This is a genomic window from Microbacterium sp. KKR3/1 (assembly GCF_021272365.1).
Lineage (GTDB): Bacteria > Actinomycetota > Actinomycetes > Actinomycetales > Microbacteriaceae > Microbacterium > Microbacterium aurugineum.
Window position 1 is genome coordinate 360,807 of record NZ_JAJSDW010000001.1, and the last position, 23,705, is coordinate 384,511.

General features: G+C 67.5%; 23 protein-coding genes and 4 tRNA genes. 11 read left to right on the forward strand and 16 right to left on the reverse strand.

Features of this window, described 5'->3' with window-relative positions:
- Positions 1–81 precede the first annotated feature (81 nt).
- From LVJ59_RS01750 to LVJ59_RS01765, 4 genes are all read right to left on the reverse strand, one after another.
- Positions 82–2,226, reverse strand: coding sequence for a 3-hydroxyacyl-CoA dehydrogenase NAD-binding domain-containing protein (locus LVJ59_RS01750; protein ID WP_232763134.1), 2,145 nt, complete (start codon positions 2,224–2,226; stop codon positions 82–84).
- Between the two features lie 8 nt (positions 2,227–2,234).
- Complete coding sequence (locus LVJ59_RS01755; RefSeq protein ID WP_232761793.1) at positions 2,235–3,440, reverse strand: thiolase family protein; 1,206 nt, start codon at positions 3,438–3,440, stop codon at positions 2,235–2,237.
- 72 nt (positions 3,441–3,512) lie between these two features.
- Positions 3,513–4,706 carry an HRDC domain-containing protein gene (locus tag LVJ59_RS01760; RefSeq protein WP_232761794.1) on the reverse strand — a complete coding sequence of 398 codons (1,194 nt, stop codon included), beginning with the start codon at positions 4,704–4,706 and terminating at the stop codon, positions 3,513–3,515.
- Positions 4,699–5,280 (reverse strand): DUF3000 domain-containing protein, encoded by a 582-nt coding sequence (locus tag LVJ59_RS01765; RefSeq protein WP_232761795.1) that lies wholly within the window; start codon positions 5,278–5,280, stop codon positions 4,699–4,701. The genes LVJ59_RS01760 and LVJ59_RS01765 overlap by 8 nt, the downstream gene beginning before the upstream one ends.
- Positions 5,281–5,305: 25 nt before the next feature.
- On the opposite strand from LVJ59_RS01765, the gene LVJ59_RS01770 reads away from it, so the two are divergent.
- A complete protein-coding gene (locus LVJ59_RS01770) occupies positions 5,306–6,460 on the forward strand; it encodes a S9 family peptidase (protein ID WP_232761796.1) in 1,155 nt (384 codons plus the stop codon).
- Here the strand turns inward: LVJ59_RS01770 and LVJ59_RS01775 are convergent.
- Both LVJ59_RS01775 and LVJ59_RS01780 read right to left on the reverse strand, forming a co-directional pair.
- Positions 6,444–6,875, reverse strand: a complete 432-nt coding sequence (locus LVJ59_RS01775; RefSeq protein ID WP_232761797.1) for a SufE family protein — start codon at positions 6,873–6,875, stop codon at positions 6,444–6,446. The two genes, LVJ59_RS01770 and LVJ59_RS01775, sit on opposite strands and share 17 nt — an antisense overlap.
- A 19-nt stretch (positions 6,876–6,894) precedes the next feature.
- A complete protein-coding gene (locus LVJ59_RS01780) occupies positions 6,895–7,788 on the reverse strand; it encodes a sulfurtransferase (RefSeq protein WP_232761798.1) in 894 nt (297 codons plus the stop codon).
- A gap of 146 nt (positions 7,789–7,934) precedes the next feature.
- Between LVJ59_RS01780 and zapE the strand changes: the two genes are divergently transcribed.
- The 4 genes from zapE (at position 7,935) to LVJ59_RS01800 (ending at position 11,408) form a co-directional block, all read left to right on the forward strand.
- Positions 7,935–8,960: a cell division protein ZapE gene (gene zapE / locus LVJ59_RS01785; RefSeq protein WP_131491118.1), complete on the forward strand. Its 1,026-nt coding sequence runs from the start codon at positions 7,935–7,937 to the stop codon at positions 8,958–8,960.
- A gap of 134 nt (positions 8,961–9,094) precedes the next feature.
- Positions 9,095–10,333: an ammonium transporter gene (locus LVJ59_RS01790; RefSeq protein WP_047519451.1), complete on the forward strand. Its 1,239-nt coding sequence runs from the start codon at positions 9,095–9,097 to the stop codon at positions 10,331–10,333.
- Between the two features lie 20 nt (positions 10,334–10,353).
- On the forward strand, positions 10,354–10,938 hold the full coding sequence (locus LVJ59_RS01795; protein ID WP_232761799.1) for a type II toxin-antitoxin system PemK/MazF family toxin: 585 nt from the start codon (positions 10,354–10,356) through the stop codon (positions 10,936–10,938).
- 83 nt (positions 10,939–11,021) lie between these two features.
- Positions 11,022–11,408 carry an SPW repeat protein gene (locus LVJ59_RS01800; protein ID WP_047519453.1) on the forward strand — a complete coding sequence of 129 codons (387 nt, stop codon included), beginning with the start codon at positions 11,022–11,024 and terminating at the stop codon, positions 11,406–11,408.
- Positions 11,409–11,467: 59 nt separating this feature from the next.
- Here the strand turns inward: LVJ59_RS01800 and LVJ59_RS18025 are convergent, their stop codons facing one another.
- A complete protein-coding gene (locus LVJ59_RS18025; RefSeq protein WP_232761800.1) occupies positions 11,468–11,920 on the reverse strand; it encodes a GIY-YIG nuclease family protein in 453 nt (150 codons plus the stop codon).
- A 128-nt stretch (positions 11,921–12,048) separates the two neighbouring features.
- On the opposite strand from LVJ59_RS18025, the gene LVJ59_RS01810 reads away from it, so the two are divergent.
- Positions 12,049–13,110 (forward strand): sorbosone dehydrogenase family protein, encoded by a 1,062-nt coding sequence (locus LVJ59_RS01810; RefSeq protein WP_232761801.1) that lies wholly within the window; start codon positions 12,049–12,051, stop codon positions 13,108–13,110.
- A gap of 17 nt (positions 13,111–13,127) precedes the next feature.
- On the opposite strand, the gene LVJ59_RS01815 is transcribed toward LVJ59_RS01810, so the two are convergent.
- Positions 13,128–13,203: transfer RNA gene (locus tag LVJ59_RS01815), tRNA-Val, on the reverse strand.
- Positions 13,204–13,354: 151 nt separating this feature from the next.
- Here LVJ59_RS01815 and LVJ59_RS01820 point away from each other — a divergent pair.
- From LVJ59_RS01820 to LVJ59_RS01830, 3 genes are all read left to right on the forward strand, one after another.
- A tRNA-Gly gene (locus tag LVJ59_RS01820) sits at positions 13,355–13,427 on the forward strand.
- Between the two features lie 54 nt (positions 13,428–13,481).
- Positions 13,482–13,552: transfer RNA gene (locus LVJ59_RS01825), tRNA-Cys, on the forward strand.
- A 27-nt stretch (positions 13,553–13,579) separates the two neighbouring features.
- A tRNA-Val gene (locus tag LVJ59_RS01830) sits at positions 13,580–13,651 on the forward strand.
- A 207-nt stretch (positions 13,652–13,858) separates the two neighbouring features.
- Here LVJ59_RS01830 and LVJ59_RS01835 read toward each other — a convergent pair.
- The 6 genes from LVJ59_RS01835 to LVJ59_RS01860 all read right to left on the reverse strand — a co-directional run bounded on the left by LVJ59_RS01835 (position 13,859) and on the right by LVJ59_RS01860 (position 18,815).
- Positions 13,859–15,085 (reverse strand): Dyp-type peroxidase, encoded by a 1,227-nt coding sequence (locus LVJ59_RS01835; RefSeq protein WP_232761802.1) that lies wholly within the window; start codon positions 15,083–15,085, stop codon positions 13,859–13,861.
- The gene (locus tag LVJ59_RS01840; RefSeq protein ID WP_232761803.1) at positions 15,085–15,618 is read right to left on the reverse strand and encodes a copper chaperone PCu(A)C; all 534 of its coding nucleotides are present in this window, start codon (positions 15,616–15,618) and stop codon (positions 15,085–15,087) included. Before LVJ59_RS01840 ends, LVJ59_RS01835 begins: the two co-directional genes overlap by 1 nt.
- 11 nt (positions 15,619–15,629) lie before the next feature.
- Positions 15,630–16,217, reverse strand: a complete 588-nt coding sequence (locus LVJ59_RS01845; RefSeq protein ID WP_232761804.1) for a copper resistance protein CopC — start codon at positions 16,215–16,217, stop codon at positions 15,630–15,632.
- 117 nt (positions 16,218–16,334) lie between these two features.
- Entirely contained in the window at positions 16,335–16,940 is a 606-nt protein-coding gene (locus tag LVJ59_RS01850; protein WP_232761805.1) for a hypothetical protein, read from the reverse strand.
- Between the two features lie 42 nt (positions 16,941–16,982).
- Positions 16,983–18,359 carry a deoxyribodipyrimidine photo-lyase gene (locus tag LVJ59_RS01855; RefSeq protein ID WP_232761806.1) on the reverse strand — a complete coding sequence of 459 codons (1,377 nt, stop codon included), beginning with the start codon at positions 18,357–18,359 and terminating at the stop codon, positions 16,983–16,985.
- A 39-nt stretch (positions 18,360–18,398) separates the two neighbouring features.
- Complete coding sequence (locus LVJ59_RS01860) at positions 18,399–18,815, reverse strand: hypothetical protein (RefSeq protein ID WP_232761807.1); 417 nt, start codon at positions 18,813–18,815, stop codon at positions 18,399–18,401.
- A gap of 147 nt (positions 18,816–18,962) precedes the next feature.
- Here LVJ59_RS01860 and thrS point away from each other — a divergent pair, with 147 nt between their 5' ends.
- Together thrS and LVJ59_RS01870 are read left to right on the forward strand one after the other, a co-directional pair.
- On the forward strand, positions 18,963–20,888 hold the full coding sequence (gene thrS, locus LVJ59_RS01865; protein ID WP_232763135.1) for a threonine--tRNA ligase: 1,926 nt from the start codon (positions 18,963–18,965) through the stop codon (positions 20,886–20,888).
- Entirely contained in the window at positions 20,885–21,472 is a 588-nt protein-coding gene (locus LVJ59_RS01870; RefSeq protein ID WP_052193242.1) for an HIT domain-containing protein, read from the forward strand. The genes thrS and LVJ59_RS01870 overlap by 4 nt, the downstream gene beginning before the upstream one ends.
- Here the strand turns inward: LVJ59_RS01870 and pdxY are convergent.
- Positions 21,450–22,301 carry a pyridoxal kinase PdxY gene (gene pdxY / locus LVJ59_RS01875; protein ID WP_131491073.1) on the reverse strand — a complete coding sequence of 284 codons (852 nt, stop codon included), beginning with the start codon at positions 22,299–22,301 and terminating at the stop codon, positions 21,450–21,452. The genes LVJ59_RS01870 and pdxY overlap by 23 nt on opposite strands.
- A 49-nt stretch (positions 22,302–22,350) precedes the next feature.
- The gene (locus tag LVJ59_RS01880) at positions 22,351–23,658 is read right to left on the reverse strand and encodes an aminotransferase class I/II-fold pyridoxal phosphate-dependent enzyme (RefSeq protein WP_232761808.1); all 1,308 of its coding nucleotides are present in this window, start codon (positions 23,656–23,658) and stop codon (positions 22,351–22,353) included.
- Between the last annotated feature and the right edge of the window lie 47 nt (positions 23,659–23,705).

Here is a 23,705-nt window from a genome sequence, read left to right on the forward strand (position 1 = left end):
GTCATCGCAGAACGGACGACGAAGCGCCCCACCGGATTCGCTGGGAATCCCGTGGGGCGCGTCGCGTGATGGTGTTCGCGGTCAGCGGCTCTCGACGCCGCGGATCTGCGGAGTGTGGAACGAGCTGCCGAAGGCCCGCTCGGACGCTCCCTCACGGTCGAGGTACGGCGAGGCGCCCCCGTCGATGAAAGGCCAGCCGGCGCCGAGGATGAGGCACAGATCGATGTCCTCGACCTCGGGCACGACGCCTTCGTCCAGCATCAGCTTGATCTCCTGGGCCAGGCCGTCCTGAACGCGCTGCAGGATGGTCGCTGCGGAGGCAGGGGTCTTGCCGACCGCCGGCTTCAGCACCTTTTCGGCCTGCTTGGTCCAGCCGATGACGCGTCCGCCCTTGTCCTTCTCCACGACCGCGTCGAGTTCCGCGAGCGCATGGAAGTTCTCGTTGGCGTAGAACCGGTCGGGGAAGGCGTGGACCATCGTGTCCTGCACGTGGGCGGCGACCTTCCACCCGACCAGGTCGATCAGCTGGAACGGCCCCATCGGGAGACCGAGCGGGCCGAACGCCTTCTCGACGTCGGCGATCGGCGTGCCCTCGTAGACCGCGCGGGCCGCCTCGCCCATGACCTTGGCGAGCAGTCGGTTCACGACGAAGCCCGGCGCGTCGGCGGTGAGCACCGCGTTCTTCCCGAGATTCTTCGCGACGACGAAAGCCGTCGACAGCGCGGCATCGTCCGTCGCCGGTGTCTTCACGATCTCGATCAGCGGCATCACTGCGACCGGGTTGAAGAAGTGGAAGCCCACGAGACGCTCGGGGTGCGCCAGCTTGGAGCCGATCTCCTCGACGGACAGCGACGAGGTGTTGGTCGCGAGGATCGCGTCCTCGGCGATGACCTTCTCGATCTCGCCGAACACCTGCTGCTTGACGCCGACCTCTTCGAACACGGCCTCGATCACGAAGTCGCAGTCCGCGTAGAGGCTCTTGTCGGTGGTGCCGGTGACGAGCGCGCGCAGCTTGTTGGCCGAGTCGGCGTCCAGGCGTCCCTTCGCCTCGAGCTTGCCGATCTCCTCGTGGATGTACGCGACGCCCTTGTCGACGCGCGCCTGGTCCAGGTCGGTGATGAGCACGGGCACCTGCAGCTTGCGCACGAACAACAGCGCGAACTGGCTCGCCATGAGACCGGCGCCGATGATGCCGACCTTGGTGACCTTCTTCGCGAGCTGCTTGTCCGGAGCGCCGACAGGACGCTTGGCGCGCTTCTGCACGAGGTCGAAGGCGTACATGGACGCCGCGAACTGATCGCCCGTGACGAGTTCGGCGAGCGCCTCGTCCTCGCGGGCGAAGCCCTCTGCCTTTGTTCCGGCTTTGGCCTTGTCGAGCAGGTCGAGCGCGGCATACGGCGACTTCGGCACGGTGCCGATCTTCGACTCGAGCATCCCGCGTGCCACCTTGATGGCGATCGGCCATTTGGTGAGGCGTTCGATCTTGCCGGGCTCGTTCTTGCGCTCGACCTTCTTGCCGCCGAGAACGGCGTCCGCCCACGACAGGGAGTTCTCGAGGTAGTTCGCCGCGGGGAAGATCGCGTCGAAGATGCCCAGATCGAATGCCTGCTGAGGCTTGAGCATGCGGTTCTGCTTGAGCGGGTTGGAGATGACGACCTCGAGCGCGTTCTCGATGCCGATCAGGTTCGGCAGGAGGTATGCGCCACCCCAACCGGGGATGATGCCGAGGAAGACCTCGGGCAGGGCCACCGCCGCCGCCGATGCGTCGACCGTGCGGTAGCTGGAGTTCAGAGCGATCTCCAGGCCACCGCCGAGGGCGAGGCCGTTCACGAACGCGAACGACGGCACACCGAGATCGCCGAGCTTGCCGAGCACCTTGTGGCCGAGCTGCGCGATCAGGCGGGCGTTGTCACGCGAGCCGACCTTGCTGATGTCGGACAGATCGGCGCCGGCGGCGAGGATGTACTGCTTTCCCGTGATGCCGACCGCTTGGATCTCGCCCGCGGCCGCTCGTGCCTTGAGAGCGTCGAGTGTTTCACCCAGCTGAGTGAGGGTCGCCGGACCCAGCGTGTTCGGACGCGTGTGATCACGGCCGTTGTCGAGTGTGATCAGGGCGAGCACCTTGCCGGAGGCGAGACGGATGTCGCGCACGGGCGACTGCGTGATGACCTCGCCCTCGGTGAGCGCCTGGATGGGGGAGAAGTCGATCTCGTCGTAGTTGGTCACAGTGGCGCTCACTTCTTCTTCTTGCCGTCGTAGTGCGGGTTCTCCCAGATGACCGAACCGCCCTGACCGAGGCCGACGCACATGGCGGTCAGACCGTAGCGGACATCAGGGCGCTCAGCGAACTGGGCCGCGAGCTGGATCATCAGACGCACCCCGGACGCCGCGAGCGGGTGCCCCAGCGCGATCGCGCCGCCCCACTGGTTGACGCGGGGGTCGTCGTCGGCGATGCCGAAGTGGTCGAGCAGGGAGATCACCTGGATGGCGAACGCTTCATTGAGCTCGAACAGGCCGATGTCGTCGATCCTGAGTCCGGCCTTCTTGAGGGCCTTCTCGGTCGACGGGATCGGTCCGATGCCCATGATCTCAGGCTGGACACCGGCGAAGGCGAACGAGACCATCCGCATCTTCGGCGCGAGTCCGAACTCCTTCACCGCTCCGCCCCCGGCGAGCAGCGACATCGTCGCGCCGTCGGTGAGCGGGGAGGAAGTGCCGGCGGTGACGCGCCCGTGCGGGCGGAACGGCGTCTTGAGGGACGCGAGATCTTCCATCGTGGTCTGCGGGCGGCGGCCCTCGTCCTCGGTCGCGAGACCCCAGGCGCCATCCGGACCCTTGGTGGCGACCGCGACGAGGTCGGGCTGGATCTTGCCGGCGTCGTACGCTGCCTGCACCTTGTGCTGGCTGAGCATGCCGAATCGGTCCGAGCGCTCCTTCGTGAGGTGCGGGAAACGGTCGAAGATCCGCTCCGCGGTGACGCCCATGTTGAGCGCGCCGGGATCGACCATCTTCTCGGCGACGAAGCGCGGGTTCGGGTCGGCGTTGCCACCGATGGGGTGGTGGCCCATGTGCTCGACGCCGCCGGCGAGGGCGAAGTCGTACATGCCGACGCCGATCGACGCCCCCATGGTCGTCACGCTCGTCATCGCGCCTGCACACATGCGCTCCACCGCGAGACCGGGCACGGTCTGCGGAAGGCCGGCGAGGATCGCCACGGATCGCCCGAGCGTCAGCCCCTGGTCGCCGGTCTGGCTCGTCGCCGCGATCGCGACATCGTCGATGCGGTCGGCCGGCACGGCGGCGTTGCGCTCCATCAGGCCGATGGTCGCCTTGACGGCGAGGTCATCCGCGCGGGTGTTCCAGTACATGCCCTTTTCGCCGGCGCGCCCGAAAGGGGTGCGTACTCCATCGACGAAGAAGACGTCCGAGATCTCGGCCACTCTGCCTCCAAGTTAGTGCGTGGCCTCAGTCTACGAAGCCCGTGAAACCGGGAGGAATCGGTTGGATCGAACCTACGAAGCGGTCGCGGGGGTCGCGTCGGGCGTTTGCGCGGCTTCTACAAAGGCCGCAGCGATCTTCTGTGCAGTCTGTGCAATCTGCCAGGGGCGGGCGCCCAGTGCGGCCAGTGCAGCGCCGATCTCCTCCGGGGTCTCTCCCGGCAGCTCCCAGGCCACGCGGCGCAGATACTCCGGGGTCAGGAGGTTCTCCGTCGGCATCCCCAGCTCTTCGGCCGTGGCCTCCACGACGGGTCGCGCAGCCTTGAGTCGCGCATCCGCTTCGGGGTTCCGGTCTGCCCACGCGCGGGGCGGGGGAAGGCTGTCACTCGGCACGCGCTCACGGGGGAGGTCTTCCGTCGCCCTGCCCTCGACGATGGCCTGCCACCAGCGGTCGAGCTGTGTGCGACTGGCGCGCCCCTGGAACTCCTTGACGCCGGCCAGAGCCTGCTTCGACGGCGGGTTCGCCATCACCGCGGCCACCAGGGAGCGGTCCGGCACGAGTCGTCCGGGCGAGACGTCCTGGTCCTGCGCGTATGCCTCGCGGGCTTGCCACAGAGAACGGGCGACCGCGAGGTTTCGGGCACCGCGCACCTGATGCAGGCCGCTGAGTCGGCGCCACGGGTCTTCTCTCGGGGGTTTGGGTGCGCGTGTCAGGGTGGCGGCGAACTCCTCCGCCGCGATCTCCGTCTTGCCCTGCTCCTCGAGCTCCAGGACGAGGGCATCCCGGACATCGATCAGATGCAGGACGTCGAGAGCGGCATACTCCAGCCAGGAGTCCGGAAGCGGACGCGTCGACCAGTCGGCGGCGGAATGCTCCTTCTTGAGTGTGATGCCCAAGGTGTCCTCGACGACCGCCCCGAGCCCCACGCGCTCGTGACCGAGCAGGCGGGAGGCGAGTTCGGTGTCGAAGATGGTCCGCGGTTCCAGGTGGAGCTCCCGAAGGGACGGGAGGTCCTGACTCGCGGCATGCAGCACCCACTCCAGGTCGCCGATCGCGTCCTGGAGCGGAGCGAAGTCACCGATCGCCGGTGGATCGAACAGGAAGACCCCCGCGTCGCGACGGAAGACCTGCACGAGGTAGGCGCGTTGCGAGTATCGGAAGCCGGACGCGCGCTCCACGTCCACGGCCACGGGCCCGGTACCGGCGGCGAGCACGGCGCACGCCGCGCGGAACTCCCCAGCATCCGAGATCACGGAGTATTCAGTCACGTACAGCCTTTCGCGCGCCGATCACGGCGATGCCCTCGGAGCCGGGCGGAAGTCCCGCCAGCATTCCGACCAGCTCGGCCCATGCTTCGACGTGGGGTCGGAACGGGCCTTCCGGAGTCCAGGACGCCCGCAATTCTATCTGGGCTCCGTCGCCCTCGATGGCGAGCCCGCCGAATCCCTTGGACAGTGTCTTGGTCGAGGTGCCCGATTCCGAGTGGTAGACGGCCTGGCGGGAGTCGAGCGCATCGACCAGCCACGACCACGTCACATCGGCCAGGAGGGGGTCGGTGCCGATCTCGGTCTCGAGCGGGGCCTGCGCGAAGACGACGATGCGCCAGGAGCCGCCCCATGCCCCTGGTTCCTCCGGATCGTGCAGCAGGACGAACCGGCCGGTGCCGTACACGGACTCGCCGTCACCCTCCGGGCGCACATCGGCGGCGAGGGCGATGGCGAAGGGCGCGAGGCCCTGCGGTGTGGCGATCTCGCGCACCGTGATGTCATCGCGGAACTCGGTCGCGCGCAGTTCGGCCACGGCGCTCTCGAAGGGCGTCCCGGCTTCGGGGGGTGCGGTCACGGCAACAGGCTAGAGTCAGGAAGCGATGAAGAGTCTCAGGCACGCCGTTACCCTCCTTGTCCCCGCCCTGTTCGCTTTCGGGGCGGCGTTCGCTCTCGTCGTGTTCGCCGTGGCTCGGCGAGTGGTCACCCCCATGCGTCGCGCGACCGACACCGAGATCCTCGCCGTCGACACCGGCGCACAGACCATCGAGCTGCAGCGCACTCTCGACACCGAGCTTCCCGGTCGCTACGGCCTGTTCACGACGGGCACCTACGGCTATGTCAAGCTCGGCGCCGTGCTCAGCGCGGACGCGGGGTCGGTGCGTCGTAAGCTCCTCACACAGATCGAGCCCGGTGCTCGCGTCGACCGCGCCGCGGCCTTCAGCGGCTACTACTACTCCTCGCCGAGTGAGCTTCATCTGCGGTGGGAGAACCTGCTGATCGGTTCGCCCGCGGGGCCGTGCCCGGCCTGGTACTTCCCGGCGTCGTCGAAGACCTGGGTGGTCCAAGTGCACGGCCGTGGGGCGACACGCGCCGAGTGTCTCCGTGCGGTGCCGGTGCTGCATGCCGCCGGCCTTCCCAACCTCGTCGTGTCTTATCGCAACGACGGCGAGGCCCCGCGCACGAAGGCGGGTGCGTACGCCCTCGGTGCCTCGGAGTGGCGTGACGTCGATGCCGCGATCGCTTATGCGTTGCGGCACGGTGCCGAACGCGTCATCCTGATGGGTTGGTCGATGGGAGGTGCAGTGTCGCTGCAGGCAGCGGTCACCTCCGGGCATCGCGACCGCATCGCCGGGATCATCCTCGAATCACCGGTCGTCGACTGGCGCACGGTGCTGAGATTCCAGGCGAAGCTCGCCCGCGTGCGGGCGCCGCTTCCGGAGCTGGCCATGGGAGCGCTGCAGATGCCCCTCACCGCACGCCTCAGCGGAGCGGATGCACCGATCCCGTTCGACCGGTTGGACATGGTCGCTCGTGCGGACGAACTCACCGCGCCGGTGCTGATCCTGCACAGCGACGACGACGGATTCGTGCCGGCGGATTCCTCACATGCGTTGCAGGAGGCGCGCCCCGACCTCGTGACCATGCCGCGGTTCACGGTCGCCCGCCACACGAAGCTGTGGAACTACGATCAGGTCGGCTGGACGACCGCGATCACGGACTGGCTCGAGGCTCAGGGCCTCACCGCTTCTGAATGACCTGGTTCTTCGCGCGCATGAGCATTCCGGTCATGCCCCCGATCCGCAACGGCGACACGGCCTTGGTGAGTCCGATCGACTGCGGGTAGTCGTTCGGTATCGCGAGCACCTCATCGGTGGTGAGGCCGGTCAGGCCCTGGACCAGGATGCTCGCGAACCCACGCGTGGTCGGCGCCTCGGGCGGCGCTGAGGCGTGCATGGTGACGATGTCGTCGTCGACCTCGACGTGGATGTACACCGGCGACTGGCACTCGGCGACCCGTTCGTACATCTCCGGGTGCGCCGCGACCTCTTCGGACACGTCGGGAAGCTCGTCCGAGAACTCGAGCAGCAGCAGGAGACGGTCGGCTTCGGGAATCTCCAGGAATCCGTCGCGGATGTCGGCGAGGGCCTCAGGAACGTCGCTTGTGCTCATCCCTGTCATTGTCACATGCTCAGAGCGTGCCGGGCTCGGATCCGGTGACGATGGGAACACGTACAGCGCTACCCCACTCGGTCCAGGAGCCGTCGTAGTTGCGCACGTTCTCGAAGCCCAGGAGGTGCTTGAGGACGAACCAGGTGTGGCTCGAACGCTCGCCGATGCGGCAGTAGGCGACGATCTCATCGCCCTCGTTCAGACCTGCTCCGTCGCGGTAGATCTCATCGAGCTCGGCGCGGCTGCGGAAACCGCCGTCTTCCGCGACAGCCTTCGCCCACGGCACGCTCTGCGCGGTCGGGATGTGGCCGGCACGGAGCGAACCCTCTTCGGGGTATGCGGGAGCCGTCGTGCGCTCTCCGTTGTACTCCTCGGGGGAGCGGACATCGATCAGCGGGTTGCCGATGTGGGCGAGTACGTCCTCCTTGTAGGCGCGGAGCACCGAGTCATCGCGCTCGACCACCGGGTACTCGGTCGCTGGGCGGGTGGTCGCCTCGCGGGTGATCTCTCGGCCCTCGGCGATCCAGCGATCACGTCCGCCGTCGAGAAGGCGGACGTCTTCATGGCCGAACAGGGAGAAGACCCAGAGGGCGTAGGCCGCCCACCAGTTGTTCTTGTCGCCGTAGATCACGACGGTGTCGTCACGGGAGATGCCCTTGCGGCTCAGCAGTTCCGCGAAGCCCTCGCCGTCGACGTAGTCGCGGACGACGGGGTCGTTGAGCTCGGTGTGCCAGTCGACCTTCACCGCACCCGGGATGTGGCCCGTCTCATAGAGAAGCACGTCCTCATCCGACTCGACGACGACGAGTCCGGGCGTTCCGAGCCGCTGGGCGAGCCACTCCGTGGTCACGAGGCGACCGGGCTCGGCGTACTCGGCGAACTTGGGGGAGGAGGAATCGAACTCGATGGCCATGGGATCTCCGAAGCGTGTGAGCGGACGAGGGGGTGAGTGCGGACGGCGTAGTGTTGATCCGTCCCTTCGACGATAGATCCCCGCCGAGCACCCTGCGCCCGATTCGTAAGACTTCGACACAGGCCAGCACCCGATTCAGGACCGTGATGACCGACACGACCAGCCGCACCGTGCACCTCACCGATCGTCAGCCGACGGTCACCGGACCCGAGATGCTGGCGAGCCTGGTGCCGCCGCCCCAGTTCGACACGGCGACTTTCGACAGCTATCGCGCGGATCCTGCCTATCCTTCGCAGGAGGAGGCGAAAGAGACGTTGATGCGTTTCGCTGGCCGCGGCCCCGCGGTGAAGCGCGGCGGCCTCTTCAGCCGCGCGAAGAAGGAACCCGAGCTCAAACCCGGTGTCTACCTCGACGGCGGCTTCGGTGTCGGCAAGACCCACTTGCTCGCCTCCATCTATCACGCGATGCCGGCCCGACGGAAGTACTTCGGTTCCTTCATCGAGTACACCGCCCTGGTCGGGGCCCTCGGATACAAGAACACCGTCGACCTGCTCAAAGGCGCGGATCTACTGTGCATCGACGAGTTCGAGCTCGACGATCCGGGCGACACCATGGTCATGACCCGCCTCATCGGAGAGCTCGTTCCCACGGGGACCCGCCTGGCGGCGACCTCCAACACCCCACCGAACGCGCTCGGCGAGGGAAGATTCGCCGCACAGGACTTCCTCCGCGAGATCCACGCCATGTCCGACAGCTTCCAGACCCTGCGCATCGACGGAGTGGACTTCCGCCAGCGGGCGATCGACGGACACGCCGTGGTCCTGGATGCCGACGCCTATGAAGCGGCAGCAGCGACGGCGGACGGCACGGCGTCAGACGACCGGTTCGACGATGTGATCCGTCACCTCGCCCAGGTGCACCCGTCTCGCTACATCCGATTGATCGAAGGTCTCGATCAGGTCGGGCTGCGCGACGTGCATCAGCTCACCGATCAGTCCGAGGCGCTGCGCTTCGTCGCCTTCGTCGACCGCGTGTACGACGCCCAGATCCCCGTCATCGCGACCGGGCTCGGGCTCGATTCGGTGTTCTCCGAGGAGATGCTGGCCGGCGGATACCGCAAGAAGTACCTGCGCGCCGTCTCTCGACTCAACGCCTTGACGCATTCTGCGTAACCCCGAAGGGCCGCGTAACGCGATGTTCACACCAGGAGCGGCGCTGTAACAGCGGGGAAACAAACCTCACGCATGCGCGAAACGGCGCGTCGTCACACTGAAGCTCTCAATTACTTCGGATGTGAGGTTTTCCTATGGATGCTCCCGGCAACATCTCGTGGGCGATCACCGCGACAGCGCTCGTTCTGCTCATGACGCCCGGCGTCGCCTTCTTCTACGGAGGTCTCGTCAAGGCGAAGAGCGTCGTCAGCATGATGATGATGAGCTTCGGCTCGATCGGACTTGTCGCCGTGCTGTGGATTCTCTTCGGCTTCTCGATGAGCGCCGTCGACAGCCCGACCGCCTTCGCGGGCAACCCCTTCGCCGACTTCGGGCTGTCCAGCCTGGCGTCCGGTGAAGGATCGAACGTCGCGCTCCTGGGCGTCGCCTACGGCGCGACCTTCGCGATCATCACCGTCGCGCTGATCTCCGGAGCGATCGCGGATCGTGCCAAGTTCGGCAGCTGGCTGATCTTCGCCGGCATCTTCGCCACGGTCGGCTACTTCCCGGTCGCCGCGTGGGTCTGGGGTGGCGGTTGGATCATGAACCTCGGCACGACGCTCTTCGGTGAGGACAGCGGCATCGGCGTGATCGACTACGCCGGCGGTACTGCGGTCCACATCAACGCGGGTGCAGCCGCCCTGGCGCTCGCTCTGGTCCTCGGAAAGCGCATCGGTTTCCAGAAGGGCATCCTGAAGCCGCACAACGTGCCGCTGACGCTCCTCGGTGCCGCACTGCTGTGGTTCGGCTGGTTCGGCTTCAACGCCGGTGCGGAGTGGCTCGCTGAGGACATGGGAGGAGTCGGACTCATCGGGCTGAACACGCTCGGCGCCACCGCGGCCGCGATCCTGGGCTGGATCCTCATCGAGCGCATCAAGGACGGCAAGGCGACTTCGGTCGGTGCAGCCTCCGGTGCCGTCGCCGGTCTCGTCGCCATCACCCCGGCCTGCGCCAACCTCACCCCGGGCTGGTCCCTCCTGCTCGGTGCCGTAGCCGGTATCGTCTGCGCCCTCGCCGTCGAGCTGAAGTTCCGTCTCGGCTTCGACGACTCGCTCGATGTGGTCGGTATCCACCTCGTCGGCGGTCTGATCGGAACCCTGTACCTCGGCTTCTTCGCCACCGACACGGGTCTGTTCGTCGGCGGCGACGCCCGCCAGCTCGCCGTGCAGGTCATCGCCGCGGTCGGCGTGCTGATCTACTCCTTCGTGGTCGCCTTCCTCATCGGCTTCGCGATCGAGAAGACGATCGGATTCCGCGTCACGAGCGAGGACGAGATCGCCGGTGTCGACCAGGTCGTCCACGGCGAGGAGGGATACGCACTCGTCGACGCGTGAACTGCGGTTAGGGTGACCGAGTGGGCAAGAGCAACAGCATCCTGACATCACTCCTGGACATCCTGCGCAAGGCAGTGGGTTCCGGCCGGGCGCCTCGGACATCAGGTCCGAGGCGCCCGGTCGCGCGTCTACGGACCGAGGAGCAACGACGCGCGCCGTCGTCGTCGACGGTGGAGCGGGGGCGGATGAGCGGCAACGAGACCGTTCGCGTCGATCCGGACCGGATCACCCGTCTGGAGGTCGCCTACGCGCCGCAGCGCGACGGGGCGCCGGATGCCGGGGAGATCGTCTGGACCTGGGTGCCGTATGAGGAGAACGACGGACGTGGCAAGGATCGTCCCGTTCTCGTGATCGGACGCGAGTCCGCTGAGCGCGTGTACGCCGTGCGCATGACGAGCAGACCCCACGACGGCGACCGCGACTATCTCTCGATCGGCACGGGGGAGTGGGACGCGCAGAGACGCGAATCCTGGGTCGACATCGAACAGCTGTACAGCGTGCACGAGCGAGGACTGCGTCGAGAAGCCGCCGTCCTCGACCGACGCCGCTACGACCGGGTCGGTGCCGCTCTCACACGACGCTACGGATGGTCGGCCGCGGGGTGAGGGGACGCCGCGGGCAATCCGATGCGAGGAGGGCTTCGAACCAGTGGTGAGTCGCGTTCAGCGGCGCCACACAAGGAGGAATCATGCGTTTCATCCCCACCAAGGTCCACGGAGCTCTCGACTACATCGTCGGCATCGCCCTGATCGCCGCGCCCTGGCTGTTCGGCTTCGCGAGCATGGGCGGACCCGCGGTCATCATCCCGATCGTCCTCGGCATCGGGCTCATCGTCTACAGCCTGTTCACGAAGTACGAATGGGGTCCGTTCGGCTTCATCCCGATGCCCGTGCATCTCGTGTTCGACATCGTCGCCAGCCTGTTCCTCGCGCTGTCGCCCTGGATCTTCGGCTTCTCCGGAGAGGCTCTCAACGTCTGGCTGCCGCACGTCGTGGTGGGGGCGGCGGTGATCGTCGTCGTCCTCTTCTCGCAGCCGGAGCCTGCGAACGCACGAGGACGCGCAGCCACGGCCTGATCACGTCCCGATACGCGGTGCCGGGCGACTGGACTTCCCGAAGCAGTCGCCCGGCATCGTCATGTGACGGTCCACCCGCGGTCATCGTCTCCGCGCAGCGCTGCGCTCAGCCAACGCGCGTAGAGCACCCAGGGTTCTCCCTCGTGGCGGAGCTGCGAGACGTGCGCGCGCAGAGCCGCGGTGAGGGTGAACCATTCGCCGCCCTCGCGGACGGAGGCGAAGTCGCGGTGGCGCTGCTGTTCCAGGGCCCGCCCTCCTCGTTCGAAGGCGAGGAGCTCGTCGTGCCGGAGCGTGGAGAGGCGCCGTCGGGGGTTGCTGCTCGTCCCGATCTTCACGCGCTCGTCGAAGCGGATGTAGTAGACGACGTCGACGCGGGGGAGCGGGAGGTCGGCGTCCGGTACATCACCGTAGCGCCAGCCGCACGCCGCACAGCACCAGTGCTCCTCGGTGCGGATCCCTGCGCCGCCGCCGCAGAGCGCGCACGGGCCGGGGAGAGCGTGAGTCGTCGACACCGTGGCAGACTACGCGCACGGTCGGACAGAACCGACGATGCGACCGAGGAACGGCGCTCCCGGGGCTTCTGCCTGCGTGGTCGTGCGTTTAGCCTCGAGGGGAAGCGTACGGTCCGGAAGGAGCGGTGATGGAGTCGAAGGTGCGACGCGTCCTGCGCGCGTTGGGCATCGCGTCGTTGTCCTCGTTGCTTCTGAGCGCCTGCGCGCCGCTGCCTCAAAGCGTCTCTCAGCGCGAAGCCCCGGGGGAGACGTCGACGGTCGTCGAAGATCTGGCCGCGCCGTGGTCCATCGCTTTCCACGAGGGGGCCGCGCTGATCAGCGAGCGCGACACCGCGCGGGTGCTGGAGGTCTCCGACGACGGGGACGTGCGTGAGGTCGCGGTGATCGACGGAGTGGAGCCACGAGGCGAAGGCGGTCTCCTGGGCATCGCCGTCCAGGGTGGATGGCTCTACGCGTACTCCACTGCGGCGGACGAGAACCGGGTGCAGCGGTTCGCGCTGTCCGGCTCCCCGGGATCGATCGAGCTCGGCGAGTCCGACACGGTACTCTCGGGACTCGCGGCCGCGACGAATCACAACGGAGGCCGCATCGCGTTCGGTCCGGACGGCATGCTGTACGTGACCGTCGGCGACGCCGGCGATCGCGAGAGCGCACAGGATCCGAGGAGTCTTTCGGGGAAGATCCTCCGCATCTCACCGGACGGCGGCATACCCGAGGACAACCCGTTCGAGGGCTCACCCGTGTACAGCCTCGGCCACCGCAACCCGCAGGGACTGGCCTGGGACGATCGCGGCACGATGTACGCGAGCGAATTCGGCCAGGACACCTGGGATGAGCTCAACGTCATCGAGGCGGGCGGCAACTACGGGTGGCCGGAGGTCGAGGGCGTCGGAGAACGTGGAACCTTCATCGATCCGGTGCAGCAGTGGGCCCCGGATGCGGCGAGTCCCAGCGGGATCGCGATCGCGGACGGTGCGATCTTCGTCGCCAACCTTCGCGGCGAGCGAGTGCGTCGGGTACCGCTGGACGACCTGTCCGCCTCCACCGAGTTCTTCTCGGGCCAGTACGGTCGGATCCGCGATGTGGCGGTGGCTCCGGATGGTGCGCTCTGGGTTCTGACCAACAACACGGATGGCCGGGGTCGACCTGCGTCCGGCGACGATAGGGTCATCCGCATCACGCTGGAGTAGCGGCGAATCGGAGGTTATGGTGGGCGATACCGGACTCGAACCGATGACCTCTTCCGTGTGAAGGAAGCGCGCTACCAACTGCGCCAATCGCCCATACCCGCGGGGTACGTCAACCGATACTACCCGACGCTCGGAGCCCTCGCGGACCAGTCAGCGAGACACGCGCGAGATTCGCAACGGGTTTGGCGGACGGGAAATCTTCGGCTAATGTTTCATGAGTGCCCGGGACAACCGGGAACGAAATGCGGATGTAGCGCAGTTGGTAGCGCACAACCTTGCCAAGGTTGGGGTCGCGAGTTCGAGTCTCGTCATCCGCTCGAGTGCAGAGGATCTTCTTCTGAAGGTCCTTCGCACGTGGGGTCAATCCACACGGTGGCGTGGCCGAGCGGCTAGGCACCGGCCTGCAAAGCCGTTTACACGGGTTCGAATCCCGTCGCCACCTCACGGGAAAACTGAATAGCCCCAACGGGCGCGATTGGCGCAGCGGTAGCGCGCTTCCCTGACACGGAAGAGGTCACTGGTTCGATCCCAGTATCGCGCACAGACAAACCCCCGGTATCTCCGGGGGTTTTTTCGTGTGCCCACGTCTGCGCTGCGGCGCCGGGGGACGCCTGCGCTCGCGCGATCGCTCGCAGGAGCGCAGGCGTCGGCCCTCCGGCGTCCGCCGTGCGCTCCCTCTAGAGCCCTCCCGTGCGACCTGGCCACGCCGTCGCAGCCGGTGGGTGCCTCCTGACGTGATCCGCTCGCCTCATGTCAGGAGCGTCTCACCGATGAACCCGCCCTCCGCGCAACCCGGCGGGATCGCGAAGACGGCCGAGCCGATCGGGACCGTCCACTCGTTGAGCAGGTCGAGTTCGTCGAGCCTCTGCTGCATCGGGACGAACTGCGCGTCGACGTCGGCCTGGAAAGAGACGAAGAGCAGGCCCGACTCCGAGACGGAAGCGCCCGAAGGGCGTTCGTCGTAGTTGTACCCGCGCCGGAAGATCCGTTCGGCACCGTCGCCGCGGGCACGACGGATGTGAGCGAACTGCGGGATCACGGGGAAGCCGAGGGATGTCTTCGCCTCGAAGTCCGGTTCATCGAACTCCTCGGTGCCGGTCAGCGGCGCTCCATCGGCGAGTGTCCTCCCCACCGATGCATCCCTTCCGCTGCGATCCAGCCGGTCCCACTTGTCGAGGTCCATGTGGATGCGACGGAGCACCATTCCGGTCCCGCCGGCGAGCCAGCCGTCCGCACTCCACACGACCTGATCGAAGTCCGCCGTGCCGGGTTCCGGGTTGGTCGTGCCGTCCACCTGGCCGAAGAGGTTCCGCATGGTCGTACCGGGTCGCTCCGTTCCGTACGCGCGGCGGAAGCCCTGCTGCGTCCACCGGACGTCGGCGAAGCCCCGGGCGTCCTTCAACAGCATCCGGGTCGCGTGGGCCACGGTCAGCGGGTCATCGGCGGCGATCTGCAGGAGGAGGTCGCCGTCGGAGAATTCCGCTTGCAACCGGTCCACCCCGAAAGCAGGCAGGGGGGCGAGCCACGATGGACCCACGCCGCCTGCACGCGCGACGAAGTTCGGGCCGAAGCCGAACGTCACGGTGAGCCTGGCCGGAGCGAGCGCGAGCTCCGGCTCGGAGTCGGCGAGCGCGGCGCGACCCTGCGTCAGGCGTGCGGCGTCATCGGTCAGGAGTCTCATCAGCCGGGCGAGCCCGTCGCGATCGACGTCGTCATGCAGGTCGAGGGCGACGAAGAGCCCGTGCGCCTGCGCAGCCGTGTCGATGCCGGCTTGATGGTCACCGAAGAACGGTACGGTCTGCTCACCGTTCATCGGGGTGGAGGCGGGTGCCGGATCAGCATCCGCGCGGTTCAGGGCGAGATCCACTCCGACGGCAGCGACCGCGCCGACACCGGCGACAGCTCCTCCGAGAAGGAACTGTCGCCGGGTCGACCCGGAGCGTCGGGAGCGGGCGCCCTCAGAGGGCGCCGACATCAGTGATCCATACCCTCGTGCTCTTCGCCGTCCTCATAGTTCTCGTTCGCGCCGGAGTAGTCCTTCACCGGGGCCGTGAACTCGTAGGTGGAGTCGTCCGAGAACGTCACGGTGAAGGTGACGTCGTTGCCGGCGGTGAGCGGGGCGCTCAGATCCATCAACATGATGTGGTTCGCTCCCGGCTCCAGCGCGAGCGTCCCTCCGGCGGGGATGACGAATCCGCCGGTCTTCTCGCGCATGACCATCTCGCCTGCCTCGTTCTCGACGGTCTCGTGCAGCTCGATCATCGGCGACGCCTCGGACGTCACCGACACGACGGTCACGTCGTCGTCTCCGCTGTTGACGAGGGTTCCGAAGCCGGCGGACATTCCCTCTTCGGCCGACTTCACCCACGCATCCTCGATGGTGACGCTGTCACCGGCGGGACGCGTCGTGGGCTCACTCGCGGGGCTCTCAGGAGCGCAACCGGTGAGCGCGAGCAGGGAGACCGCGATCACAGCGGCGAGTCGGGGGAGGTTCTTGGTGGTGTTCACAATGGTGCCTTTCACAGGTCATCTGCTGTCGTCCGGGGACGACGAAGGAATCGAATGAGCACGAGGAGGAGAACGGCCACAGCCGCTCCGCCTGCGCCGATGAGCAGCACCCGGAGGGTGGTGCTCGAACCTGTTGCGTTCTGATCCGGTTGTTCTTCGCCTGCGGAGGATGTCGTCGCCGTGTCACCGGATGTCGGGACCTGCATCGGTTCGGCATCGCCGACCGTGAAGGGGATGACCCCGGCGATCGGGTGACCGTCTTCCGACACCACCTGCCATCGCACCTGGTAGCCGGCAACGGGCATCCCCGCTTCGAGCTTTGCGGTGACCGTGCGCCCGGCGACCGTGACGTCGCCGGAGACCCAGTCCTTCCCCGAGGCGTCGACGACCATGACGACAGCCCCGGTCAGCGACTCATCGAGGACCAGGAGTTCACCGGAGAACGACATCGTGATCTCTTCCGGCGCGGCCACCAAATGCTCGTCAGCGGCCGGGGAACTGGATACCAACTGGTCGTGGGCGGACGCGGGCGTGGCGATCGCGAGGGTCGCGATCGTCGCCAACGCCAACCCGGCCGCAATCCTGCGGACAGGGGACATGGGATGACCTCTCATCAGACGCCGCGTGTGCGGCGTTCATGCATGCGTTCAGAACCCGCGCGCGACGATCGCGCACGGTGTGACACGCCTCTGGACCGTGAGGGTCCAGGGCGCGGATCAGATCGCAGCGGAGAGAGGAGGAGCGCGGCCCCGGAGGGTCGCGAGAAGGATGAGGCCGCGGCTGCATGCGAGGTCGAAGACGCCGCGCAGACGGCGGGGCAGACGGAGCGCCGGGAGGAGCAGGACGTGATCGACACGGCGGCGCAGCCATCGGCTCAGCTGCCGGGCGAGGTCTCGCACGGCGAGGACCAGACGCTCGCCCCGGTACAGCGCGGCCACCGTCAGCAGCGCCGCAACCGTGTGGCCGAGCCACATCGAGGTGTCAGCGGCGACCGCCTCCGGGATACCGGGCCCCGCGGGGATCACGAGCGGTCCGCCGTGCACGTGCGGCGTCGAGACTCCGGAGGGTGTGACGGTGCCGAGCACGAACAGCGCATGGAACAGGAACTGACTCACCGCGACGGACACTCCGAGGCGGATGAGTGACAACGAGCGTCCGGCGAGGAGGACGCAGACCATGAACGAGAAGATCCACGGGACGAGGATGCCGAGCGCGCCGGGCACCTCCCCGCCGCCGGTCACGTGGCCGGCGAGTGCGACGAAGATCGCGAGTGACGACGCAGCGAAGCCGCGGATGACGGCTGGCTTCCTGGATTCGGTCACGCTTCCAGTCTGGCACGGACGGCGCGAACCACCGTCGCACGCCTACCGATCGCGGACGCCGTCGTTCCCTTCGCGCCGTGTCTTCGGGGTCCGCTTGACGACCTCGTACGCTGCGAGCGCAGCCTTGCGTGTCTCCGCGAGATCGACGATCGGCTCGGTCGGCGCCTTGGATGCCCAGCGCTGGATGTAGAGGCCCTGCGGGTCGAACTTCTTGGCCTGCAGCTCGGGGTTGAACACGCGGAAGTACGGCGCGGCATCCGCTCCGGACCCGGCGACCCACTGCCAGTTGAAGGGATTGCTGGCTTCGTCGGCGTCGACGAGCGTGTCCCAGAACCACTCTTCGCCGAGTCGCCAGTCGATCAGCAGATTCTTGATGAGGAACGACGCCGTCACCATCCGCACCCGGTTGTGCATGTAGCCGGTGTGCCAGAGCTCGCGCATCCCGGCGTCCACGAGCGGCACACCCGTCTCCCCGTGCTGCCAGGCATCCAGCTGCAACGGGTCCAACGGAGGCCAGGGGAAGGCATCGAACTCCGGCCGCAGGTTCTCGCTCGCGAGGTCGGGGGAGTGATACAGCGTATGCCAGGCGAACTCCCGCCACCCCAGCTCGGAGAGGAAGCCACCGGCGCCATCGACGCCGACCGCCTCATGCCACACAGTGAACGGACTGATCTCCCCCCAGCGCAGGTGCGGCGACAGCATCGAGGTGGCACTGGCTGACGGCTCATCGCGAGCCCGGTCATAGTCCGCGAGGTCCTCGTCGAGGAAGTGGCGCAGACGACGCCGTGCGGCGAGCTCGCCGGGTTCCCAGGTCTCGCGCAACCCGCCGGCCCAGTCCGGACGAGTCGGCAGCAGCTCCCAGTCGTCGAGGAGATCGGATGCGGGCGCACGATGCGGGCTTTCGACCGTTCGCGGTTCCGGGAGCGGAGCACGGGGCGCCGGGAGGGCCAGACAGGCCCGCCAGAACGGGGTGAAGACGGAGTACGGCGTGCCGCTGCCGGTTTTCACCGTCCACGGCTCATGCAACAGCGAGGCGGCGAAAGACGTGACTTCGAGCCCGTCTGCACGGAGGGACGACTTCAGCGAGGAGTCGATCGCACGTTCGGCGCCCCCGTACCGGCGGTTCCAGAACACGGCACCCGCTCCGACATCGGCGACCGTCTCGCGGACGACCCGGTCCGCCGGGCCACGCCGCAGCACGAGTGCGCCGCCTCGGTCGCGGAGGCGCTCGTCGAGCGATGCGAGCGAGTTGTGGAGCCACCAGCGTGCCGCGCCGCCGAAGGGACGGACCTGCGGCGATTCCTCGTCGAGCACGTACAGCGCGATCACCGGCTCATCTCGATCGAGAGCGGCTCGAAGCGCAGGGTTGTCGGCGAGGCGGAGATCATCGCGGAACCACACGAGCGAGGGGGACGTCATGGGATCATTCTCCCGGACTCCGCCGACACCGGTCGTGTCTCACCGACGCCGACGGCGGAGGACGCGGCGCGGGCTCTCACCGCCGGTCGACCACAGCGCCCACAGCACGAGGACCGGCTGCAGGAACAGTCTGCCGAAGCGACGAGCATCCGTGTCGAGCCCCGGCGTCGAGCGCTTGGTCTGCCACTGGTGGATGTTCCCGGGCATCACGGCGACGAAGAACGCGGCCGTCGCCCATCCGATGCGCCGGCGTTCCTTCGGAAGCGCGAGCAAGCCTGCGGCGAGCGCGACTTCCGCGGCGCCGGAGGCGATGACGATCGTGTCCTTGTCGAGCCGCGTCACGCGGGTGGCCCAGTCCGGGACCACCACCCGGAATCCGCGCGTGCTGAGGAAGTGACCGACACCGATCGCGCCGAGCGCGATCCCCAGGATCCACCGTGCGACTGCTCTGTCCATCCGTTCACGTTACGTGATCGCCGGTGGACCGAACGCCGGACTCCGAGCGAGTAACCTGGGTACCGACCCAGATGGAGAGTTTCTGTGCCTGAAAACGCCCGGCCGAATGACGGCTTCGCCCTGTTCACTGACCGAAACGTCGTCGCGATGCGCGTCAACGGCGAACTCAAGGATCTCGCCACGACCCTGACCGACACCGACGAGGTCGAGCCGATCACGATCGACAGTCAGGACGGACTGAACATCCTCCGCCACTCCGCGGCCCATGTGCTGGCACAGGCGGTGCAGCGCATCAACCCGCAGGCGAACCTCGGCATCGGTCCGCCCATCACCGACGGCTTCTACTACGACTTCGGCGTCGAGACCCCGTTCACGCCCGAAGACATCAAGGCCATCACCAAGGAGATGCAGCGCATCGTCCGCGAGGGCCAGCGCTTCGTCCGCCGGGTCGTGACGGACGACGAGGCGCGCGCCGAGCTCGCCGACGAGCCGTTCAAGCTGGAGCTCATCGGCCTCAAGGGCGGGAAGGAAGCGGCGGAGGGTGCCTCCGTCGAGGTCGGCGAGGGCGAGTTGACGATCTACGACAACACCACCCGCGCCGGCGAGGTCGTCTGGAAGGACCTCTGCCGCGGGCCTCATCTGCCCAACACGCGCATGATCGGCAACGGCTGGGACCTCACCCGCATCGCCGCCGCGTATTGGCGGGGCAGCGAGAAGAACCCGCAGCTGCAGCGCATCTACGGCACGGCGTGGCCCACCAAGGACGAGCTGCGCGCGTACCAGCATCGGCTGGAGGAGGCCGCCAAGCGCGACCACCGTCGCCTCGGCAAGGAGCTCGACCTGTTCTCGTTCCCCGAGGAGATCGGCTCCGGCCTCTCGGTCTGGCACCCGCGCGGCGGCGTCATCCGTGGCGAGATGGAGCAGCACGCTCGCAAGCGCCACATCGAGGGCGGCTACACCTACGTATACACGCCGCACATCTCGAAGGAAGACCTGTTCCTCACGTCGAACCACCTCGTCACGTACAAGGAGGGCATGTTCCCGCCGATCGTGATGGACGAGGAGCGCGACGACGAAGGCAACATCACCAAGCAGGGCCAGGACTACTACCTGAAGCCCATGAACTGCCCGATGCACATCCTCATCTACAAGGAGCGTGCGCGCAGCTACCGTGACCTGCCGTTGCGGTTCGCCGAGAACGGCACGGTCTACCGCAACGAGCTCTCCGGCGCGCTGCACGGCCTCACCCGCGTGCGGGGCTTCACCCAGGACGATTCGCATCTGTTCGTGACGCCCGATCAGCTCGAGGCCGAGGTCGCCAAGGTCCTCGAGTTCATCCTCTCGATGCTGCGCGACTTCGGTCTGACCGATTTCGAGCTCGAGCTCTCGATGAAGGACGACGAGAAGTCGAAGTGGATCGGCACGGACGAGTTCTGGGAGTCGTCCACCGATGCACTGCGCCGCGTCGCCGTCGCCTCCGGCCTCAAGCTGACCGAGGTCCCCGGTGAGGCCGCGTTCTACGGTCCGAAGATCGACCTCAAGACGCGCGATGCGATCGGTCGCACCTGGCAGCTCTCCACCGTGCAGGTCGACCCCAACCTGCCCGAGCGCTTCGACCTCGAGTTCATGGACAAGGACGGGCAGAAGAAGCGCCCGATCATGATCCACCGCGCGCTGTTCGGCTCGATCGAGCGGTTCTTCGCGATCCTGCTCGAGCACTACGCGGGCGACTTCCCGGTGTGGCTCTCGCCGGTGCAGGTCGTGGGCATCCCGGTCGCCGAAGACTTCGCCGGCTACCTGGGCGAGGTCGTCGACACGCTGCGCGCCCAGGGTGTGCGCGCGGAGCTCGACACTTCGGACGACCGCATGCAGAAGAAGATCCGCACGCACACGACCGGCAAGGTGCCGCTGCTGCTGATCGCGGGGGAGAAGGACCGCGACGCCGGCACCGTCTCGTTCCGCTACCGCGACGGCGCCCAGGAGAACGGGGTTCCGATCGCGGACGCCGTGGCTCGGATCCGCGCAGCCATCGACAGCCACGCCCTGGTGCAGACAGCAGGGGACCTGGCGTGACCGAGGGGGAGCAGCCGCTGGAGGACGCCGGACGTCTGGCCGGCGTGCCCGACGAGTTCCAGCGGCTGTGGACCCCGCATCGGATGGCGTACATCCAGGCCGGGCCTGAACCCCTCCGTGAGGAATGTCCGTTCTGCGAGGCGCCGAAGTTCCCGGACACCGAGCGCCTCGTGGTCGCTCGCGGTGAGACCGCCTACGTGCTGCTGAACCTGTTCCCGTACAACTCGGGCCATCTGCTCGTCTGCCCGTACCGTCACATCGCCACCTACGACCAGGCGACGCCGGAGGAGGTCGCCGAAATCGGTGCTCTCACCCAGACCGCGATGCGCGTGCTGCGGGAAGTCTCCCGGTGCGACGGCTTCAACCTCGGCATGAATCAAGGCGCGGTGGCAGGAGCCGGCGTCGATGCCCATCTGCACCAGCATGTGGTTCCGCGGTGGACGTCGGACGCGAACTTCTTCCCGATCATCGCGAAGACCAAGGCGCTGCCGCAGCTCCTCGGCGAGGTGCGTCACGCCGTGGCTGCCGCGTGGCCGCAGCCGGAAGGGCCGACCGAGAAGGTCAGCGCACCTGACGCGCCGTGAACTGCATCTGCGGGTTCGCGTAGAACTCCTGCGCCTCGACCAACTGGAGCTCACGCTCGCCGGACTCCAGCGTCGCCTTCAGCAGGTCGTACACGCTGGACGCCGTGCGTTCGAGCGCGACCTTCGCGCTCCCGGTCTCGACGTAGTGCGCGGTGAACAGTGCTGCCGTCACGTCACCGGAGCCGTTCGCCTTCATCGGAAGGTGCGGGGTCTGCACGACCCAGGCACCCTTCTCGTCGGCGGCGAGCATCTCGATCGTGCCCTCTTCGCGGTCGGGTCGTTCGACGCTCGTCACGAGGACGGTCCGCGGACCCATCGCGTGGGCGAGGTCGACCGAAGCGAGTGTGGACTCCAGCGTGTCCGGCTCGGTGTCGGTGAGGAAACCCAGTTCGAACTGGTTCGGCGTGATGATGTCCGCGACCGGCACCACGCGCTCGCGCAGGAGTACGGGGATGGCCGGGGCCACGAAGCACCCCGACTTGGCGTTGCCCATGACCGGATCGCACGCGTAGACGGCGTTCGGGTTCGCCGACTTCACCCGCGCGACGGCGTCGATGATCACGTCGCCGATGCCCTCTCCGCCCTGGTAGCCGCTGAGGATCGCGTCGATGCCCCCGAAGACGCCACGCTCTTCGATCCCGGTGATGACCTCACGCACGTCATCGGGGGCGATCAGCGGTCCGCGCCACGCGCCGTAGCCGGTGTGGTTGGAGAAGTTCACCGTGTAGACCGGCAGCACTTCGACGCCGATGCGCTGCAGCGGGAACACGGCCGCCGAGTTGCCGACGTGTCCGTAAGCGACGGCGGACTGGATGGAGAGGATCTTCATTCTCCGACCCTTTCGTTCAGGGCGGGGCGTTGCCCGCGACAGGTGGTGGTCATCGTCCGGCGGCGACGAGGTCAGCGACGAGCGTCTCCGCGTCGGCATCGGACAGGTCGTGAACGGTCAGACGCAGGTGGTGGGAGGGCTCCGCGCGTTCGTCGAGCGCGAAGTCGTCTCCAGTGCGGGCGAGCCACCCGCGTCGCATGAGTCGATCGGCAACCGTCCGCGCGGGTTGCGACAGCTCCACCCACAGGCTGAGACCGTCGGACTCGGTCGCGTCGATCCCGTGCGCGCGCAGTCTCTCGACGAACGACGCGTTCCGCTCGGCATAGTGCGCGGCCGCCGCGGCGACCTCGGTCCTGACCGTCTCGTCGGTCAGTTGCGTCAGCGCGAGGCGTTGCAAGAGGTGACTGACCCACGTGGTTCCCGGGCTCAGGCGCATCGCAAGCCGTTCCGCGGTCTCGGCATCCGTCGCCGCGATCGCGAGGCACATGTCGGGTCCGAGGAACTTCGACACCGACCGCACGAGGGCGAACCGTCTGTGCTCGGCGCCGATGAGGGACTCGTAGGGCCGCTGCGACAGCATCGAGAAGTGGTCGTCCTCGATGATCAGCACGTACGGATGGTCGGCGAGGACCGCGCGAAGCTCGGCCGCCCGGGTAGCCGTGAGGCTCGCCCCGGTCGGGTTCTGTGCGCGCGGTGTGCAGATGATGGCGCGGACGCCCGCGTCCAGCGCTGCTCGCAGTCCGTCGACGGTCATGCCTTCGCCGTCGACGGGCACGGGGACCGCCCGGTAGCCGCCCAGACGCACCGTGTGGATGCTCGCGAGGAAGCAGGGGTCTTCGAGTGCCACGGCGTCGTCGCGCATGAGTGCCTGCGCGAGCAGACGCTCGACCGCGTCGACGGCACCGCTCGTCACCGTGATCCGGAAGTCGTCGGCGCGGAGATCGGACGAGATCCACTGCCGGGACCATTCTTCGAGGCCACGATCGATCACGGGTTCGCCGTAGAGCACGGGACGGGAGGCGATCGTCATCAGTGCGGGTGCCGGGTCGGGGATGAGCCGGGGATCGGGGTTGCCCGTGCCGATGTCGCGAAGGACCGTGTCGGGCGCGTATCCTTCCTGGGCCACCGATTCGAGACCCGCCACGACGGTGCCCGCACGCCCGCGCGAGACGACGAGGCCGGCCTGGGCGAGCTGCCGGTACGCGGCCACAGCCGTGTTGCGGTTGACGCCGAGCGTGGCAGCGAGTTCGCGCACCGGGGGGAGGACAGCACCGACCCGGAGGATTCCGCGGTCGCGCAAGGAACGAACGCTGTCGGCGATGTCCGCTGCGGTCGTCCCGGTGATCTGGTAGCTCATGGTCCTCCTCTGTGATTCTAGGTCGAATCGGACAGTGCTATGTTTGA